We start from the raw sequence: 18199 nt of genomic DNA on the forward strand, positions 1-18199 counted from the left end.
AACATCTCCCGGCAGGGTGATGATCCAAAGCGAAATGAAACCGAAGTCCCGCCTGCTGGGTAATTGCACAGTCGTGACAGGCAGAAACGCCCCAGGCTGTGAAAAAACGCGGGCACAGCTGAAGACTGCGTTGCTGCGTAAAATCTTTCGGCGCTCGGTTGATCAGCAGACCAAAAAATTGCCTGGAAACTCGATTTTCGTCCCGATCCTGACAGTCAAACCTGCTCTTAGGCCCCATAGTGTGTCCGGGGTCGAGCGGTCAATTGCGAGTGGGGTGTCAAGATGGCCAAGGCCAACCGCCACGATGAAGAGCGCCGGCACGTCACCGGCTAAATCGTTCAGCGGCTATTTCGTAGTTTAGTGTTTTTCGAGGGCGGCTATTCACTGCGCAAAGCAGCCACCGGATGCAGGCGGGCCGCCCGCAGTGCCGGAGCCAGGCCGGCGAGAATGCCGAGCACCGCCGCCAGCAGCAGCGCCAGTAGCAGAAACAGCGGCTGCAGCGCCAAGGGCAGGCTCGGCATGGCCAGGTGCAGTAGCCCGAGCAGGAGGCCCATCAACAGCAGACCCAGCAGACCACCGGCCAGGGACAGCAGTGTCGCTTCGGCGAGAAACAGCCCGAGCACCTGCCGCGGACTGGCACCAATCGCCCGCAACAGGCCGATTTCCGCCGTGCGCTCGCCCACAGTGGTCGTCATGATGGTGAGAATGCCGACGGCGCCGACCAACAGGGAAATGCCCCCCAAGGCAGCGATGGCCAGGCTCAGGGTGCCGAGAACGCGATTGAAGCTGCGCAGCATGTCGTCCTGGGTGGTCAGACTGAAGTCCTCCACGCCGTGCCGTTCGCCGAGCACCTGGCGAATCTGCCGACTCAACGTTCGCGAAGTGGTGCCGGCGCTGAACACCACATGGACTTTGACCACCCCGGTGCGGTTGAACAGGCTTTCGGCCCAATCCACCGGGATGTAGGCGATATCGTCGAGGTTGAAGCCGAGTAACTGGCCCTTCTGCGCCATCACGCCGATCACCCGGAAACGCACGCCGCCGACGCGGATCAGCTCGCCCAGCGGATTGCGTGCACCGAACAGCTCGACACGCAGCTGATGGCCGAGCACCACATAGGGCGGCGAACGACCGTCACGGGCCAAGGGCAGGAACTCGCCCAGGCTCAGTTGCATGCGCCAGGCCTGCGCCAGCTGATGGCCGCCACCGATTATGTCGCTGCGCCGGCTCAGTTGACCGAACTGGATATCCCCGCTGCCCTGAATGATCGGCACCGCCGCCTCGACATGTGGCAAGCGCCGCAGGGCGTCGGTATCACTGATTGTCAGTGGCCGTACGCTGCCGAGCAGACCGCCGAGGCCGCTGGTCTGGGTCTTGCCCGGGCGCACGGTGATGATCCGCGTACCAAACTGCGAGAAGTTCTCCAGCACATAGCCGCGCACGCCTTCGCCTATGGCCGTGAGCAGCGCCACGGCGGCTATCCCGATCGCTACCCCGAGCAGGGTCAGCAGGCTGCGCAAGGGTCGACAGGTCAGCGCCGAGCTGGTCAGCCGGAAACCATCTAGCCAGCGCATCAGTGCGCTCCCGGCGGGCGTAGCGCCGCCACCGGCTCCATCGCCGAGGCCCGAGCGGCCGGCAGCCAGGCGAACAGCAGCGCCGTGCCGAGTGCCAGCAGCACCGCGCTAGCCCGCGCCCACCAGGGTGCATAGAGCGGCAGATCGAACGCCAGGCGCCCCAGCCAGAGCAAGGTTTCGGCCAGAAGTAGCCCTGCCAGCGCCCCCGTCAGGGCGAGCAACGCCGCCTCGCCGAGGAACAGCAGGCGCAGCTGCGCCGCCGTCACACCTATGGCTTTGAGCAGGCCGATTTCGGCGCTGCGCTGGCTCACCGCAATCCAGGTCACGTTCATGATCAGGATGCCTGCCACCAGCAGGCTGATCGCGGCAATCCCGGCCACCGCCAGGGTCAGCACCGCGAGTATCTCGTCGAAGGCGCTGAGCAGGCTGTCCTGGCTGATCAGGGTGATGTCTTCCTCACCCTCGTGGCGCTCCTTGAGCGCGGCGAGTATCAGCCGCTTGCTACGGTCGAGAAAGCTCGGACCACGCACCTCGACAAACACCCGCAACAACCCCTCGCGATTGAACAAGGCCTGGGCACTGGCCACCGGGATGATCAACATCTCGGCGAAATCCATCCCCAGGGATTCGCCCCGCTCACTGAGGATGCCGACCACTCGGAAGCGCCGGTCGCCGGCGCGCAACCATTCACCCAGGGCCGGGCGCGCACCGAATAGCTCGCGCCGGAGTTTGCCGCCGATCACGCAGACGGCCTCGGCCTGCTCAGGGTCCAGCGCCGGCAGGGGCTGGCCCTGGACGACCGTCAGTTGGCGAATGGCGAAGAAGTCCCGGGTGGTGCCCAGGGTCAGCACCTCACGATTGCGGTTGCCGACTATCACCTCCATCTGCCCGGCCTGCAGCGGCGCGACCCGGCGGATGCCTGGCAACTGGGTGATGGCCTGGACGTCCTGCAAGGTCAACTCGTGCGGCGTCAGGCCGGTGAGCGGCGGCATGCGCCCCGTGGTTTCCTTGCGGCCCGGGAAAACGATCAGGATGTCGCGCCCGAGCAGCGAAAACTCGTTCAGGACGAAGGCCCGCGCCCCCGCGCCAAGACCGGTGAGCAGATTGACCGCAACCACTCCGATAGCGATGGCCAGCAGCAGCATCAGGCTGCGCGAGCGATGCCCACGCAAGGCGCCGAGCCAGAAGCCCAGGGTATCGGCGGCGCGCATCAGGCCAGCGCCAGCTGTGGAGCAGCACTGTGGATCCGCCCGTCACGCATGTGTAACTGGCGCTGCGCGCGGGCGCCCAGGCTGGCGTCGTGGGTCACCACTATCAGGGTCAGACCCTCGCCGTTGAGCTCCTCCAGCAGGCTGAAGACCTCGGCGCCGGCCTGGCTATCGAGATTGCCGGTGGGCTCGTCGGCCAACAACAGCGCCGGTTGCATGACCATCGCCCGGGCGATGGCGACGCGCTGGCGCTGACCACCGGATAGCTCGGCCGGGCGGTGGGCAATGCGCTCGCCCAGCCCCAGGCGCGCCACCAATTGGCTGCTGCGCTTATGCCGTTGCGCCGCGCCGATGCCGGCGAGGACCATCGGCAGCTCGATGTTTTCCAGTACCGTCAGCCGTGCGATCAGGTGGTAGGACTGGAACACGAAACCTATCAGGTGGCTGCGCAATTGGGCGCGTCGCGCCTCGCTCAGCGTCGCCGTGGCCTCGCCCTGCAGCCAGTATTCGCCGGCGCTCGGCGCATCGAGCAAACCGAGGATATTCAGCAGGGTCGACTTGCCCGAGCCCGACGGGCCCATCACCGCCATGTAGTCACCGGCGGCGATGTCCAGATCCAGGCCGTCCAGCCCCATCACCTGCTGCTCGCCCAACTGGAAGCTGCGGCTGCCGCCGCGCAGACGGATCATTGCTCAATCTCCGCCGCATCCATCGGGATCACCGCCACGGTGTCCTTGAGCCCTTCCTGCTCGAGGCTGGCGACTATACGCGTGTCCTCGTCCAGCCCTGCGAGCACCTCGGTCCAGCGCCAGTTGCTCAACCCGGTTTGTACCTCCACCTCGCGCAACACCCGGGCTGTCGGGTCATATCGCAGCACACGCTGTCCCTCCAGCAGGGTCTCGGTGGGGATGCGCAAAGCACGTGCGCGCTGCTCCAAGAGGATCTCGACATCGGCGCTATAGCCGGTGAGCAGGACCAAGTCGGCCGGCGGCTGGTCGAAGCGCACCTCGACATCGACGGTGCGCGCCTGCTTCTCCAGTTCACGCACATAGGGCGCGATGCGACTGACGCGGCCGGCGAAATGCTGGCCACGGAAGGCATCCAGGCTGATCCGTACGGCGGTTCCGGGGCGAACCCGGGCAGCGTCCACCTCATCGATCGGCGCCTCGACATACAGGCAGCTGTCGTCGATCAGGTCGACCGCCGGCGGCGTGGGAATACCCGGCGGCGAAGGGGTGACGAACTCGCCGAGTTCGCCGTTGATTTCTGCGACTATGCCGGCGAATGGCGCCCGCAGTGTCGCCTGCTCCAGCAGCGAACGCTGTAACTGCAGGCTGGCGTCGGCCTCGCGGATCAGCACGGCACTGGCACTGCACATCAGCTTCGTCAGGTGAGCCTTGGTCTCGGCCTGATCGAGGCGATCGGCGGCAACCAACTTGCGGTCGGCCAGTTGGCTCAGGCGATCGAGGTCGCGCCGGTCCAGATGAGCCTGCTGGCAGCGCTGTTCGCGGGCGTTGCGTTGGGCCTCCAGCCGCGCCTCGGCCTTCTGCAGCCGGGCCTGCTGCTCGTCCTGCCGCAGGCGCATGAGCACCTGACCCGGCTGGACCCGCTGGCCTTCGCTGATCAGCAACTCGGCTACCTGGCCGCCGACATTGAAGGACAGATGCGAACGTCGACAGGACTTCAGCGTACCCGCGCGAGTGTTGGCCACCAGCGTCTCCACCGGTCCCCGCTCAACCTCTAGCAGCCTGACCGGCAATGGCTGTGGTCGACTCAACCAGCCACCCAGCACCACCAGACAGGCCAGCATCGACGAGCCAATCAATAATTTGCGCATGGACGGCACCTCCTCCCCACATGGCTTGAGCGTAGGTCAGGAGGGTAAAAGCTCAACGCGAAACGTCATTTATTCGACGGTTTTCTTGCGCTTTTCAGACGAGCGTCAGATAAATGGCGAAATGAGATTTGTTTCTCTCGAAACGGCTATTTCCCAGCCATGCCAACTTAATAATATTCCTTGCCGCGGCGACGCTACGACGTCGAAATATCCCCGGAAACTGTGCCTCGCTTTGCCCATACCTGAATGTCTTCAACCCCTGGCGGACTTTCAGATGGAACCCTCTACGCAGCCTGGTTTAAGGTGGGCGTAGACAGGAATGGATTTCTCACTGGAAGGACACGACACTTATGGAAATCGCTTTTTCCCTAATCAACGAGCGTTTGAACAATCGCCGATTCACAGTAGCGAACAACACCAAAGGTCTATCAGGTGCCGGCACGATATTTCATTACTTTGTAGAAGACGGTGCTATTACCAGCCGCTACCAAGGCGGACGGATCCGTATAGGAAACCAGGTTGGTCGCGTGACAGGCCCCGATACCATTGAACTTCTTTACCACTGTTTAACTACGGATGGTGAGCTTCTTGCTGGTTGGTCGCGCGGCACGGTGGGGGCTGATCAAACTGGGCGCACGACTCTCCACTTCGTTTGGGGTTGGTTGTCCGGTGCGACTGGAGGTGGCGAGTCTGATTACGTCGAGCTTGTCGAGTAGCTAAACGGTTTTACTTACATTGGCAGACACTCATCGACTGGCTGCGAGGAGCGGTCCCTCGACTGCTCATCCGCGCTCGCGCGGCCAGTGAAGCACAAGCGTTACGATGAAAGGATGGAACGTCAGGAGTTCACCTTTGAGTATCAGCTTCTAACCGATTCTGTTGAAAAAGTCGGTTTTCAGCCTGAGTAAAATCAAGCACAGCTACCACCGGACAGCCTACTCACCACTTTGTAGAAATCGGCGCTGAATCGCTGACGGTGGTAGCCGACCGAGGCTATTACAAAGGTCTGGAAATCCTTGCGTGCGAGCAAGCCGGCATCACTAACTTCGTACCGAAACCCCTGACCTCTGGCAGCAAAGCCGAAGGCCGATTTGGTAAGCAAGACTTCATCTACGTTGCTGCATCGGATGAGGAACATGAGGGGGTAATCGACGCGATGCAGGCTCGGCTCGAACATGATCCGGCGATGATGAGGGTTCGCCGACAGACCGTTGAACATCCTTTTGGAACGCTCAAATACTGGATGGGAAGTACCCACTTCCTGACCAAAACCCTGCCGCGGGTGAGCACTGAGATGAGCCTTCATGTGCTGGCTTACAACCTCAAACGAATGATGAGCATCTTCGGCATCGCAGGACTGCTGGAGGCGATCTATCCACTAGGCAATACTCCCGAATAGTCAAAGCGTGGGTGACAGCCATTGGCCTTGACCCAACGATGTACGGTACTCACACGCGACGGCGAACCAAGGCATCGTTGATCTATCGCAGGACAAAGAACGTGAGAGCAGTTCAACTCTTGCTGGGACATACGAAGCTTTAAAGCACCGTCAGGTACTTGGGCATCGAGGTCGATGATGCCCTGGAAATGGCAGAGCAGACAGAAGTCTGACCATCCAGCACCAACAGCAAGGGCCGCGAAGGTGTTTTAACTTCATCTATGTGGTTTACCTGATGCGAACGGGGCGCATGACGGCGCTGCGAATACGGAGGATCCACCTTCTTGTGCTGATGAATGTGCTCGGCATCCTGTTTCTGGCCAAGGCGATGGTCTTGCTGTCCTGGTGATGCGTTGCCATGCTGACTTCGACGTAGCAGGCAATTCACTGCACTGAAGCCTTCAAGGGCTCTTGATTTGTGGGATTACTAGATTTTTTCCAACCCGCCTGAAAGATCAGTTGAGAAATTCAATGTCATCAGTTGTCAGTGTTGAAACACTTTGGATCGTTACGCCGCATGGGCGGCTGTTTACTCGACGCTGGTTCCCGGCGGGTGAGGAGGGCAGTCAGCTAAAACCGCCAATTATTCTTTTTCATGATTCCCTTGGATGCGTCGAATTATGGCGAGACTTTCCCGAACGGCTCTGTCAGGCAACGGGTCATGAAGTCATTGCCTACGACCGACTCGGCTTCGGGCAGTCGGATCCACACCCCGAGAGTTTGCCGATGCATTTCATACGCGACGAAGCCGAGCGCTTCTTTGCCTTTATCAAATCCGCGTTGCAAATCGACCGCTTTGTTGCCATGGGCCATAGCGTTGGTGGTGCGATGGCGGCGTGTTGCGCATCCTTGTATCCGCAGAGCTGCGTTGCATTGATCACCGTTTCTGCACAAGCGTTTGTTGAGGAGCAGACGCTGCGCGGTATTAAAGAAGCCAAGGTGCAGTTTGAAGATCCGGGGCAAATGGTGCGCCTTGAGAAATATCATGGCGATAAAGCGCAGTGGGTGCTGTCCGCCTGGACGGATACTTGGCTTTCGGCGTCGTTCAGCGGATGGACGATTGAAGACACCATCGATGTGATTCATTGCCCGCTGCTTGCGTTTCATGGGGAACAGGATGAGTACGGATCCGCGTTACATCCCATGCGCATTGCCGGGCTCACGAAGGCACTCGGGAAATATCTGATTCTGGAAGATTGTCATCATGTCCCGCATCGAGAAGCTCCAGACCTCGTTTTGGATGCAGTAGGCCGGTTACTCGAAACAAGCCGCTGATGAGTGATTGCGCAGCGGTGAGTACTATCGTCACGAGCGGCGGCTACCCGTTCATTGCGTCTGCTTCATAGGTCAGCAGGGTCTCGCTCAGAATGACCTGCGCCCCCTCGAACTCGTATCGTTTCACCGCCCCCTCCAGTTGCGGGAAACGGTTGGCAAACGCACCGCGCAGGACGCCCGCATGTGTCGCGAAATACGGCACGGCCTGCGCATCAAAGTCACCCAGGAGCTCATCGAGATGTCGGCAAATCGCCTGCAACTCGCCAACGTCGATGGCTATTGGGGCTGCTTCGACCGCACAGGGCAGTTTCTCGCGCAATTGCCCCAGCAATGCCTCCAAAGGCGCAGTCAAATCTTGCAGACAGACCTGCAGCTCATCGAGTGGCCTGTTTGCACGCAATGCCTGCTCCAATGCATCTGCCGCCTGCGCGACGGTGTTGGCACCGATGGTCGCTGACATGCCCTTGCAGCTATGGGCCAGCAACTCGGCCGTCTCCAGTTCACCTACCGCCAGCGCCGCGCTCAGTTGCGACAGCAAGGAGCTCTGACCGGTCAGATAGCTATTCAACAAATCCAGATACAGACGGTGTTTGCCCAGCACTCGACGTAGCCCGGCCGCCACGTCCACACCACAGAGATTCAAGTCCCCATCGGAGGTGATATCGGTCGTTTGGGTGCCTACAGCCTCTGCCGTTGCGCCGGTAGGCTCGATCCAGCGCAGCAAAGTACGGAACAGTACGTCTGGGTCGATCGGTTTGACGACAAAATCCACCATGCCTGCGTCCCTACAGCGTTCGCGATCGGCCAGCATGGCGTTGGCGGTCATGGCAACGATGGGCAGATCACGCTTGCCTGGCAAGGCACGTATGGCACGCGTCGCGCTCACGCCATCGAGTACGGGCATCTGCATGTCCATCAGCACCAAGTCGTAGCCGCACGTTTGCACCCGGTCGACGGCAATTTCTCCATTGCCAGCAATATCGACCAGCAATCCGGCATCGCTCAGCAGTTCGCTCGCCAGCTGCTGGTTCAGTGCGTTGTCCTCCACCAAAAGTACCCGCGCACCGAAAATCGCCGCCATGCTGCGGCCCATGGGAGCCTCCTGCGAAACACCGTGACGGGCGCTGTTATTGTCATCCACCGCCAGCATCCGGCCGCTGTGCGGGTTTGGCAGGTTTTTGCGCGCTTCTGACACGATGCCAACCCGAGCGGTGAACCAGAATGTCGAACCCTGGCCCATGACGCTGTCCACGCCAACCGTGCCGCCCATCAATTCGGCCAGCTTCTTGGCAATCGCCAGACCCAGGCCGGTGCCGCCGTATTGGCGGGTAGTCGAAGTATCGGCTTGCTGAAAGCTTTGGAACAGGCGCCCCATTTGCTCTTCAGACAGACCGATGCCGGTGTCCTTGACCGCAAAATACAGCAGCGCATCGGACTCGCTGCGCTCCTGTAAACGAACCACGATTGAGATCTCACCCTGTTCGGTGAACTTGACCGCGTTGCCGGCAAAATTGACCAGGACTTGCCCCATGCGTAGCGGATCGCCCATCAGCGTGGTCGGGACGTCGCTGGCCACATCGAGGATGAGTTCCAGGTTGCGCTGCGCGGCCCGCGTACCGACCAGGTTCACCACGTTGTCGAGCAGCTCCTCAAGGGTGAACTCGGTCTGTTCGACATTGAGCATGCCGGCTTCGATCTTGGAAAAATCGAGCACGTCGTTGATGATGCCCAGCAAATGCTTGCCAGACTGCTGGATCTTGTCGATGTAATCGCGCTGGCGCGGGTTCAATTCGGTTTTCAGCGTCAGGTAGCTCATGCCGATGATCACGTTCATCGGCGTGCGAATCTCATGGCTCATATTGGCCAAGAAGTCGCTTTTGTGTTGGTCGGCGACCTGAAGTTGACGATTCTTTTCCTGGATTTCGGCGATCAGGCTGGCTTTCACCTTCATGCTGGCGGCTTGCTGCGCGAGCACATCCGTCAAGGCAGCAGTGCGTTCATCGACCTTTTGCTCCAATTGTGCGTAATACGCTTGCAGCTGTTCGAGCATTATTTTCAATGCGTACAACAGGCTGGAGCGGTCGCTGGCTTTGGTGTGCAGTGTCACTGTCAAATCACCGGCTGCCACCTTGCGCGCAATATCCGCTGCATAGGACGGCTCACCACCAATCTGCCGCACAATCATGCGGGTAATCAGCCAACCGATCAGGATGACCAGCGCAATGCCGCCTATCACCAGGCCCACCATTGTCTGGCCGATCCGCCCCACGATTACATCGGCTTCGGCGATCCCGTGACTGGCGGTATCCTCGTTGATCTTGATCATCGTCTCCAAGGTTGTCTGCAATACCGTGTAGTACGGCATAACCTCAACCTGCAGCACCGCGAGCCCCTCCAGATTCCTGTTCGCCACCCCCAATGCCAGCGCTTTCTGCGCCGCCTGGATATAGAGCGGCCATTGCTGGTCGAACACGCTCAAGTTTTGTTTCTCGCCATCAACCAGTAACGTCTGGCGATACGCATTCATGAGGTCGACGATGTGGCGCTCCGACGCCTGGTTTTTCGGTGTCAGGGACGCCATCACTTTCAGGTCGGTTTCCGTGCAAGCCCTGTAAATCCGGGCCATATTCTCCTTCAGTTCACTATTGGCATACCCCAGATCGCGGATCGGCACCAGACGGTCGGCGTACATGCTGGCCATCATGTCGGCAACCTTGTAGATATTCATGTAGGCGAGTACGCCAATCATCAATGCCATTGCGGAAACTGCAAGGAACGTGAAGATCAGTTTTGCCCCCAGCTTTAACTTCATGAACCACTGCATACTTTCTCTCCGGCCACATAGCGTGAAACTCATCACACTGTGCTCTATGTCCGGCAGAACCGGCGGTTGCACGTACTGGTACTTGTCCCCCGAAGACGGCTGGCCATGGGGTTAACTTGCGCAATTGAGCGCTGCCGAGTCGATCATAACCAAGACTCCGCAATAAGTCGGTCGAGCTTCCCCCAATCAGCCATACCCAATATCCTTGTGGTATTGAGGCCGCGTATTAGGGCATGCCCCATCCAGCATCCGCTCTGAATTGGAATGTATTGCGCCCAGCCGAGCAATGAAAAACGATGATTTCCTTGAAAGGGTCTGGTGCAGTGAGCAGCTATACGCGAAGAGAGAGTAAGGCCGCCCGATAAAGGCAGTGGATTTGCTCCCGTCGAGTTGCTATTTGTTATGCAGTGAAGCCCAAGAAGAATGCGATAGAAGAAACGGCATGTAGCGACGAAGCTGAGCCGCACTCATCTGCGGCACACCTGTCAGGTATATAGGGTACCAACGCGGGATATAGGCTTTGCCTGCAAACTCGATCTGCTTCGTCCACGGAATGAACTTGGCTGTTTGCTTCCTTTGAGCGTGACAGCTCTGCGTCTCCCTGTCGGGCACTTCTAACTGACCCGGATGCTCAGTATTCAATGTCGAGCAAACAGCGTCTGCCTCTCTCTTAACCTTGAAGAAACCATGCTTACTAGCTGAACCGCTTTCTACAAGATCAACGACCCTGTATCGCTTGCTGCCATCGCCCAGTGTGGTGGTCTCATCACTCTGAATCTTGCGTGCATGGTTGCTTTCCGTGATTGCACATGCGGTGGGTTTTTAGAGTAAAGCGGCTGAAAAACGACGGATCAGCTACAAACTATTAAAAAACAATGGTGATCACATGAGTTGTCTTGTTTGTGCAGGTGTCGCAGAACGCATTCAGTGTCATGGCGCATGGGCGAAGAGAGATTGTCCGGCCGCCCGTGATCGCTATGGCATTGCAGATGCACTCGTGTTGGCGATGATCGAGGAGGGACAGATTTTCGATGTGAGCAAAACAAGGATTTGGCTTACCATCAAGCCTGTCTGAACGCGGCCCTGCGGGTCTGTGAAACAAGCGAGGGCCGGCGCTTAAAGGGTGCCTTTCATAAGTTTTCAGCGTTATTCATTGTTCAGCGAAGTGCAGGTCAACCTATTTCAGAGCGGTTTTGTCGAGGAGATGCCTTACTACGGCAGCTCTTGGCTATGCCGACGCAGAACGGTAAGAACAGCACGAGAATGGTGATGTTACCTGGCAAGTTGTGGCCCGCCGCACCGCCTGCCTTACGTCTGATAAACGCCGTCTTGGTGGCCTGCTTGGTCAGTGCATTTATCTATTTGAATTTTTAGTACCTGTTGCTGGCTCGTAGGGATGAACGAATTGCCTCTCAGGTCACTAGGCCCAGCCAACTTGAGAAACGCCACAACAGAGTTTTCAGATGCTCAGTGACACCCAATTCTGGAAGCTGTTACGCCAAGAGTTGCTCCCTCTCAAGCGTCTGGGCCTCAGGCAGCGCGCCAAGTGTCTAGCATCGGTTGTTTCTGTCGGGAGCCAAGATGTCATGACTTACTCCGAGCGCCCGATGCATTTCATTTCCTGCCTGCCCCGGTCAACCTCGACGTTATTGTCGTCTGTGCTGTTTCGGCTGGATAGAAAAGACGGGGCGTCAACCGAAATGGCTGGTAGCAGAAGCCGTGAAAAAACCGGCCTAAATCTACGCAGCAGCGTTTTCCTGACACTTTCTAGCCAGCTGCAGGCTGATAGCCCTCTTCGAGCTTTTGAAAACTGACTTGTCGTGGACGAAGTAGCGCTTCCCGTAGAGATCCGCAGGTCAGAAAACCAGATTCTTACGCGGTTGCAACGGAATCCGGCCGCTTTGGCCGACGTGCTAACTAAGTGAAACCTTGATCCATTGTCCATCAGCGCATGACGAACCGAGTCAAAAACATGACAGAAGAACTTATGCCAAGTCCGCCATCTCCTTCTAGCCCTTCCGTCGCGCCCCGTTTTGGACTCGGCAAGAAAATCGGGATTGTGTTCCTGGCGCTGCTGCTGCTCGGGCTTGGCAATATCCTGGTCGTGCACGCCATGTTCGCGGAATTCACCGGTTTTGACGAAACGATGCGGGTTGCGGGCAAAATGCGTTACCTCGGTCACCGGATGGCGCTCAACACCAGCAGCTTTTTGAACGGATGGTCTCCCGGCAAGGAGGCTGCGATATCAGACATCAAGAGCTATGAGGATGCGGTCAGAACGCTGATGCACCGAGGAAATACAAATAGCGATCAAATACGGCGAATGACACCGCCACAGCAGCTCAAATTAGAAGAGATCAGAATCGCCTGGCAGCGCTACCGCGAAGATATCGAGTCGGCGCTGCTGCGTGACGGTACCTCCCGTCCGGATGCAAGGCAGATGGGCGCTCTTGCCGAGAGTTCACAACGTTTGCTCGACGATGTCGATCAGCTGATGGTATCACTGATAAAGGAGATGCACCGCGAACAGGAAGACGAGCTAAATATCGCTTATCTGTTGTTGGTGGTGGACATACTGTTCCTGGGCGGGATGTGGTTGATTGTCCGGCTAAGCTTCGTTCGACCGGTGCTGAGGCTCGCGCAGGGCAGTCGCGAACTGGCAAACGGCAACTATCAAGTCCATATCGAACACCAGCCCAATGATGAGGTGGGGCAGTTGGTGGATGCCTTTAATGACTCCGCGCGGCGGATCGGCACCCTGATTGGTAACCTCGAGCAGGAACACCTGAACCTCATGCGTGCTGAATCGATGTTTCGCGGCGTGGCTGAAACTTCAGCAGTCGGCGTCTACATAATCCAGGATCATAAATTCGTGTTTGCGAATACACGACTCGCTCAGATGTTCGGCGTTGAGCAACATAGGCTCCTTGAATCGCTCGGTGTGTTCGACCTGGTGGCGGAAGGTGATCACGATCTGCTCGAAGCCAATGTGCCAAAACGCTTGCACCCAGATGGCAGGATCGAGGGCCTGGCCAGCGAATACCAAGCGCGCAGGAAAGATGGATCGTTGTTCGATCTGGCGGTGTACGGATCGGGTATGTCACTTAACGGACGACCCGCAAAGATTGGCATCGCCATGGACATCACTGAGCGTAAGGCGGCTGAAGAAGTCATCCGCAAACTGGCGTTCTACGACCGAATGACCGGTTTGCCAAACCGCCGAATGATGGAAGATCGGCTGGGACAACTGATCGCGCTCGCCAAACGGGAAGAACGTAAGCTGTCGTTACTGTTTATTGACCTGGACAAGTTCAAGGCGGTCAATGACCAACACGGGCATGAGGCCGGAGATTGGTTATTGGCCCAGGTCGCATCCCGTATGAGGTCTGTACTGCGTGAGTCTGATACCGCCTCGCGAATTGGCGGTGATGAATTCGTCATCCTCCTGCCGGATGCCGGGAATGCAGAAGATGCCGTTGTGGTCGCGGAGAAAATCCGCCTGATACTTGAACAACCTTTTGTCATGGATAACGGTGTAACACTCTTCATTTCATCAAGTATCGGCGTGGTGATATATCCCGACTTGGCTGACAATTTGCGCGATTTGCTGCGCTATGGCGACGAAGCCATGTACCGCGCCAAGAGAGGCGGCAGGAATGCCGTCGAGGTGTTTACCCTGTTGCAGCTGACCGAAAACTGACCCAGGTGTTCAACTGCTTCTGCTCAATTTTTGAGCAGGAGAACACAGGGTGATCAGCTTGGAAATGATGGGCAAAATTCGGCGCATGTATTTTCGCGACAAGCTGTCGCTGCATCTAAGCGCTCCATGAAACGTAAGCGTCGCTTTTTCTTGCCGTATTCGGCAAGGGCTATTCATTCATTGCCATGGTCAGATCGGCGAACATCACAGCTGGCGGGTTCTGGAAGAATGAGGAGCTATCCGTTGTGTTATGTGGGTAAACGAGTGACGCAATCCCTGCCCAATACGCGGTCTACATCAAGAAGCTTTCTCTGCTGATGGCTTCCTAGTTGATGCAAAACCTGCAGAAGCTCCAGTACCGCTCAGCTTCGACACTACGACTCATTTCTTCTATCGCATTCTTCTTGGGCTTCACTACGGCTCATATAGCAGTCTGGAAGTCTTTGGTCTTGATGCCTGTCCAGGATGAGATAGCCGCGAGCAACGTGACTCGCTGGATTTGCGCTTCCACTGTCTTGGTTATGCTCCATTGGTCTTGCGTTTACCACAACGAATCGAACGGACATCTTGTCTCCCCCTAGGTACGACGTTTAGGTTTAGCGGGGGCATACCAGTATTTAAAGTCTTGGGAAAAAGATGACAATCAAGCAACGCAACGGCGTTTTTCAAGGTGGCTGTGCTTGATTTTACTCAGGCTGAAAACCGATTTTTTCAACAGAATCGGTCGACTACGGCCCTTCGCGACAGTCAGAAATCGTCCAAAAAATGAACGGTCAGCACCAGGCAGCTACCGGCAAAAAGCAGCTAACGGGATTTAGAGAGGAGAGAGTAGGCCATTCACATTAGTGGTTTTTATGGCAAGTATCCTCAGCCCAAGCGCTTGCCAGTCCAACCCTTACGTTTTTCGATAGTTATTACAAAGGTACGATTGCAGCGCTCCGGGTGCCGGCAAACGCACTCGTGCCGAGCCAGCGCCACAGGTTTTCCGCATCCTGCACGGCACCGTCCACACGCAACTCACGCGACAGAAGAACCTCCCTGGGTGTGCGGTCGCCAGTCCACACTTCGGTCAACGCGCGCACGCTAGAGTCCACGACGAGTGTGAGTTCGCGACCAGGGTCGTCGCGGCACAGATCGGCCACGCCATGTTCGACCACCAGCCACCACTCTTGCTCGCCGGAGCGTGCGTCGCGGAACCTGAATTGAATGATCACCGCTCGGGACGGGAACGTCTCGATGCGCGCGAACCGGCGCACGTCCCACATGAGCAGGCCCGCGTCGAGTTCGTCATCGCGAAGGCGACTGCCGATCCAGCGCGCACCCCAATGGCCGAGCGCCATGATGATGGGGCGCAAATCCTCGCCTGCCTCGGTCAGGCTGTACTCCCAGACTTTGCCTGCGGCCGTGCGATGTACGACACCGATCTCTTCCAGGTGGCGCAGCCGCTGAGCCAGCAAACTGGTGGACATCCGGGGTACGCCGCGGTGCAGTTCATTGAAGCGTTTACTGCCGCACAGCAGCTCGCGCACGACCAAGGGCGTCCAGCGTTCGCACAGTGCTTCAGCACCGCGTGCGACGGTGCAGAACTGACCGTAGCTTTCGTCCATCGCCTCTCCTCCGCAACTACAACACTTCAGATTCTGAACTAGTCCCGCGACTTCACCACGCGCACGCTGAAGCCCTCGATAGCCCAACGCCACAGGAGAACGTCATGACCACGATAGCCATCATTCAGCGACCGCCCGTGCTGCTCGATCGCAGCGCGACGATCGCCCGAGCCGTGCAATCGGTCGCTGAGGCCGCTGCGGCGGGAGCCTCGCTGATCGTTTTACCCGAACAGTTTATTCCAGGTTACCCGTCATGGATCTGGCGGCTGGCGGCGGGAAGGGACGGGGCTTTAATGGGCCAGTTGCATGCGCGGCTCCTGGCCAACGCCGTCGATATTGCGAACGGTGACCTGAGCGAGTTGTGCGAGGCCGCCCGCGCTCACGCCGTGACGATCGTCTGCGGCATCAATGAATGCGAGCGGCGCAATGGCGGCGGCACGCTCTACAACAGCGTAGTCGTTATCGGTACGAACGGCGAAGTGCGCAACCGTCACCGCAAGCTGATGCCAACCAATCCCGAGCGCATGGTGCATGGCTTCGGTGATGCAAGCGGGTTGCGCACGGTCGATACACCGGTCGGCCGTGTTGGCACACTCATCTGCTGGGAAAGCTACATGCCGCTGGCACGCTATTCACTGTATGCCCAAGGGGTGGAGATCTACATCGCACCCACGTATGACAGTGGCGATGGCTGGATCAGCACGATGCGCCACATTGCACTCGAAGGCCGCTGTTGGGTGCTTGGCAGCGGCACCTTGCTTCGCGGCAGCGACATTCCCGATGACTTTCCGGCTCGCATGCAACTGTTTCCCGATCCGCAAGAGTGGATCAACGACGGCGACTCGGTGGTTGTCAACCCTCAAGGCCGCATCGTGGCCGGTCCGTTACACCGAGAGGCAGGCATTCTGTATGCGGACATCGATGTCTCAGTCGTGGCGCCAGCGAGGAGGGCGCTCGACGTCACCGGGCACTATGCACGTCCTGACATTTTCGAACTGCAGGTTCGACGCACGCCGGCGACAGCGGTGCGCTACATCGACGGCTGACTTGCGGCAGCGAATGGGCGGTATGCGTAACCACTGATCAAGGAGTCATTCCATGAGCATTCAAAGGTCGTACACAGGCAGTTGTTTTTGCGGTGCAGTCGAGTTCACCGTCAGCGGTGAACCGGCCGCCATGGGTTATTGCCATTGCGAGTCGTGTCGGCATTGGTCAGCAGGGCCGGTCAATGCCTTCACGCTGTGGAAACCCGGCGCGGTGCAAGTCACTCGGGGGGCAGACAGCATTGGCACCTACAACAAGACTCCGCAGAGTTATCGCAAATGGTGCAAGCACTGCGGCGGGCACCTCTTCACCGAACACCCGGGGATGGGGCTTATCGACGTGTATGCCGCGCTCATCCCGGATCTCGCGTATTCGCCAGGCGTTCACGTCCACTATCAGGAGACCGTGCTGCACATCAAGGATGGATTGCCCAAGCTGAAGGATGTCCCCCAGGAATTAGGGGGATCGGGTGTCAGCATGGACGAATAGTGCCAGCACGCTTTTACTGATCGAGGTGGCATGCACGCGAAACCGGCATACCACCTCGACACCGCTGGATCAGTTAGCCATTCGCCGCTCCTGGCCAGCCGGCCTGATGCAAGGCTTTGAGCAGCGTCTCGCGATCCAGGCCCGATACGACATGGCCGTTGCCTTCGGCGGTGTCGGAGGCCAGCAAGGCGTTGATGATGGCTTCTTCCACCGCTTCGGTGGCGGCCAGGAACAACTCGCTGATGTGGTCGTTGTTGACCATGCTGAGGTTGTCGGTCGTCGGCGCGCGCTTACTCTCATAGGCGGCCGGCGGCACCCGGTTACCGGTGGCGAAGGCGATGAAGATGTCACCGCTATGGTCTTCGTTACCACCACCGGTGCGGGCGAGGCCGAGGCTGGCGCGTTGTGCCAGGCGCGTACATTGGTGCGGTAGCAACGGCGCATCGGTGGCCAGGCAAACGACGATCGAACCCATGCCTGGGTGCGGCAGCGAAGCCTTGAGAAACGGCGAGTCGACCTGTTCCATGTAGCGTCCGACCGGGTAGCCGTCGACGCGCAGTTCGTTACGGATGCCGTGGTTGGCCTGGACGATGGCGCCAACGGTCCAGCCGCCCTGTGCGTTGCTCAGACGCCGTGATGCAGTGCCGATGCCGCCCTTGAATTCATGACAGATCATCCCGCTACCGCCGCCGACGGCGCCTTCCGTTACCGGCCCGCCCTTGGCCGAACGCAGGGCCTCGGCCACATGTTCACTCTTCACATGGAAGCCGTTGATGTCGTTGAGCAGGCCGTCGAAGGTCTCCAGCACCACCGGCATGTTCCAGTAGAGGCGCCCGTCATCTGGCTGCTGTTCACGGTCCAGCACCACCAGCGCATCGCGTACCACGCCCAGGCTGTGGGTGTTGGTGAAGGCGATGGGACTGGTCAACAGACCCGCCTCGCGAATCCACTCCAGACCGGTGGCGTCGCCGTTGCCGTTCAACACATGGACGCCGGCAAAGCATGGTTGCTGGCTGGTGGAACCGGCACGCGGTTCGATAACAGTGACACCGGTCAGGATGTCGCGGCCGCTGGCGGTGCGTCCTCGCACATTGCTGTGGCCGACCCGTACACCGGGCACATCGGTGATGGCATTGAGCGGGCCGGGTGGCAGTTGGCCGAACTGAATGTTCAGATCGCGGGCACGCGGTTTCATCGTCATTT

12 protein-coding genes and 2 pseudogenes are annotated in these 18199 nt (G+C 58.6%); 7 read left to right on the plus strand and 7 right to left on the minus strand.

All coding sequences use genetic code 11. The features are described from left to right. Window positions 1–377: 377 nt before the first annotated feature. The 4 genes from J2Y56_RS10675 to J2Y56_RS10690 are packed head-to-tail and all read right to left on the minus strand — an operon-like array spanning window position 378 to window position 4619. The gene (locus J2Y56_RS10675; protein ID WP_310350042.1) at window positions 378–1574 is read right to left on the minus strand and encodes an ABC transporter permease; all 1197 of its coding nucleotides are present in this window, start codon (window positions 1572–1574) and stop codon (window positions 378–380) included. After that, window positions 1574–2785, minus strand: coding sequence for an ABC transporter permease (locus tag J2Y56_RS10680; RefSeq protein ID WP_310350044.1), 1212 nt, complete (start codon window positions 2783–2785; stop codon window positions 1574–1576). Before J2Y56_RS10680 ends, J2Y56_RS10675 begins: the two co-directional genes overlap by 1 nt. Next, complete coding sequence (locus J2Y56_RS10685; RefSeq protein ID WP_150780821.1) at window positions 2785–3471, minus strand: ABC transporter ATP-binding protein; 687 nt, start codon at window positions 3469–3471, stop codon at window positions 2785–2787. The genes J2Y56_RS10680 and J2Y56_RS10685 overlap by 1 nt, the downstream gene beginning before the upstream one ends. Then, window positions 3468–4619, minus strand: coding sequence for an efflux RND transporter periplasmic adaptor subunit (locus J2Y56_RS10690; RefSeq protein WP_310350046.1), 1152 nt, complete (start codon window positions 4617–4619; stop codon window positions 3468–3470). Before J2Y56_RS10690 ends, J2Y56_RS10685 begins: the two co-directional genes overlap by 4 nt. 350 nt (window positions 4620–4969) lie before the next feature. Here J2Y56_RS10690 and J2Y56_RS10695 point away from each other — a divergent pair, with 350 nt between their 5' ends. From J2Y56_RS10695 to J2Y56_RS10710, 4 genes and pseudogenes are all read left to right on the plus strand, one after another. Then, window positions 4970–5335 carry a hypothetical protein gene (locus tag J2Y56_RS10695; RefSeq protein WP_007947159.1) on the plus strand — a complete coding sequence of 122 codons (366 nt, stop codon included), beginning with the start codon at window positions 4970–4972 and terminating at the stop codon, window positions 5333–5335. Window positions 5336–5574: 239 nt separating this feature from the next. Next, a pseudogene (locus tag J2Y56_RS10700) lies at window positions 5575–6018 on the plus strand (transposase); the annotation flags it as partial. Further along, window positions 5991–6230 (plus strand): annotated as a pseudogene (locus tag J2Y56_RS10705) (tyrosine-type recombinase/integrase); the annotation flags it as partial. The pseudogenes J2Y56_RS10700 and J2Y56_RS10705, both read left to right, overlap by 28 nt. 298 nt (window positions 6231–6528) lie before the next feature. Then, the gene (locus tag J2Y56_RS10710) at window positions 6529–7332 is read left to right on the plus strand and encodes an alpha/beta fold hydrolase (protein WP_310350049.1); all 804 of its coding nucleotides are present in this window, start codon (window positions 6529–6531) and stop codon (window positions 7330–7332) included. Between the two features lie 43 nt (window positions 7333–7375). On the opposite strand, the gene J2Y56_RS10715 is transcribed toward J2Y56_RS10710, so the two are convergent. After that, window positions 7376–10144 (minus strand): MCP four helix bundle domain-containing protein, encoded by a 2769-nt coding sequence (locus J2Y56_RS10715; protein ID WP_310350051.1) that lies wholly within the window; start codon window positions 10142–10144, stop codon window positions 7376–7378. 1984 nt (window positions 10145–12128) lie between these two features. Here J2Y56_RS10715 and J2Y56_RS10720 point away from each other — a divergent pair. Further along, complete coding sequence (locus J2Y56_RS10720; RefSeq protein ID WP_310350053.1) at window positions 12129–13856, plus strand: diguanylate cyclase; 1728 nt, start codon at window positions 12129–12131, stop codon at window positions 13854–13856. A gap of 914 nt (window positions 13857–14770) precedes the next feature. Here the strand turns inward: J2Y56_RS10720 and J2Y56_RS10725 are convergent. Next, the gene (locus tag J2Y56_RS10725; protein ID WP_310350055.1) at window positions 14771–15463 is read right to left on the minus strand and encodes a helix-turn-helix domain-containing protein; all 693 of its coding nucleotides are present in this window, start codon (window positions 15461–15463) and stop codon (window positions 14771–14773) included. A 104-nt stretch (window positions 15464–15567) separates the two neighbouring features. On the opposite strand from J2Y56_RS10725, the gene J2Y56_RS10730 reads away from it, so the two are divergent. Both J2Y56_RS10730 and J2Y56_RS10735 read left to right on the plus strand, forming a co-directional pair. Continuing rightward, window positions 15568–16509 (plus strand): carbon-nitrogen hydrolase family protein, encoded by a 942-nt coding sequence (locus tag J2Y56_RS10730; protein ID WP_310350057.1) that lies wholly within the window; start codon window positions 15568–15570, stop codon window positions 16507–16509. Window positions 16510–16561: 52 nt separating this feature from the next. After that, the gene (locus J2Y56_RS10735) at window positions 16562–16996 is read left to right on the plus strand and encodes a GFA family protein (RefSeq protein WP_310337800.1); all 435 of its coding nucleotides are present in this window, start codon (window positions 16562–16564) and stop codon (window positions 16994–16996) included. 73 nt (window positions 16997–17069) lie between these two features. Here the strand turns inward: J2Y56_RS10735 and J2Y56_RS10740 are convergent, their stop codons facing one another. Then, on the minus strand, window positions 17070–18191 hold the full coding sequence (locus J2Y56_RS10740; protein ID WP_310350138.1) for a P1 family peptidase: 1122 nt from the start codon (window positions 18189–18191) through the stop codon (window positions 17070–17072). Window positions 18192–18199: the final 8 nt, after the last annotated feature.

The organism is Pseudomonas sp. BE134, assembly GCF_031456105.1.
Classification (GTDB): Bacteria; Pseudomonadota; Gammaproteobacteria; order Pseudomonadales; family Pseudomonadaceae; genus Aquipseudomonas.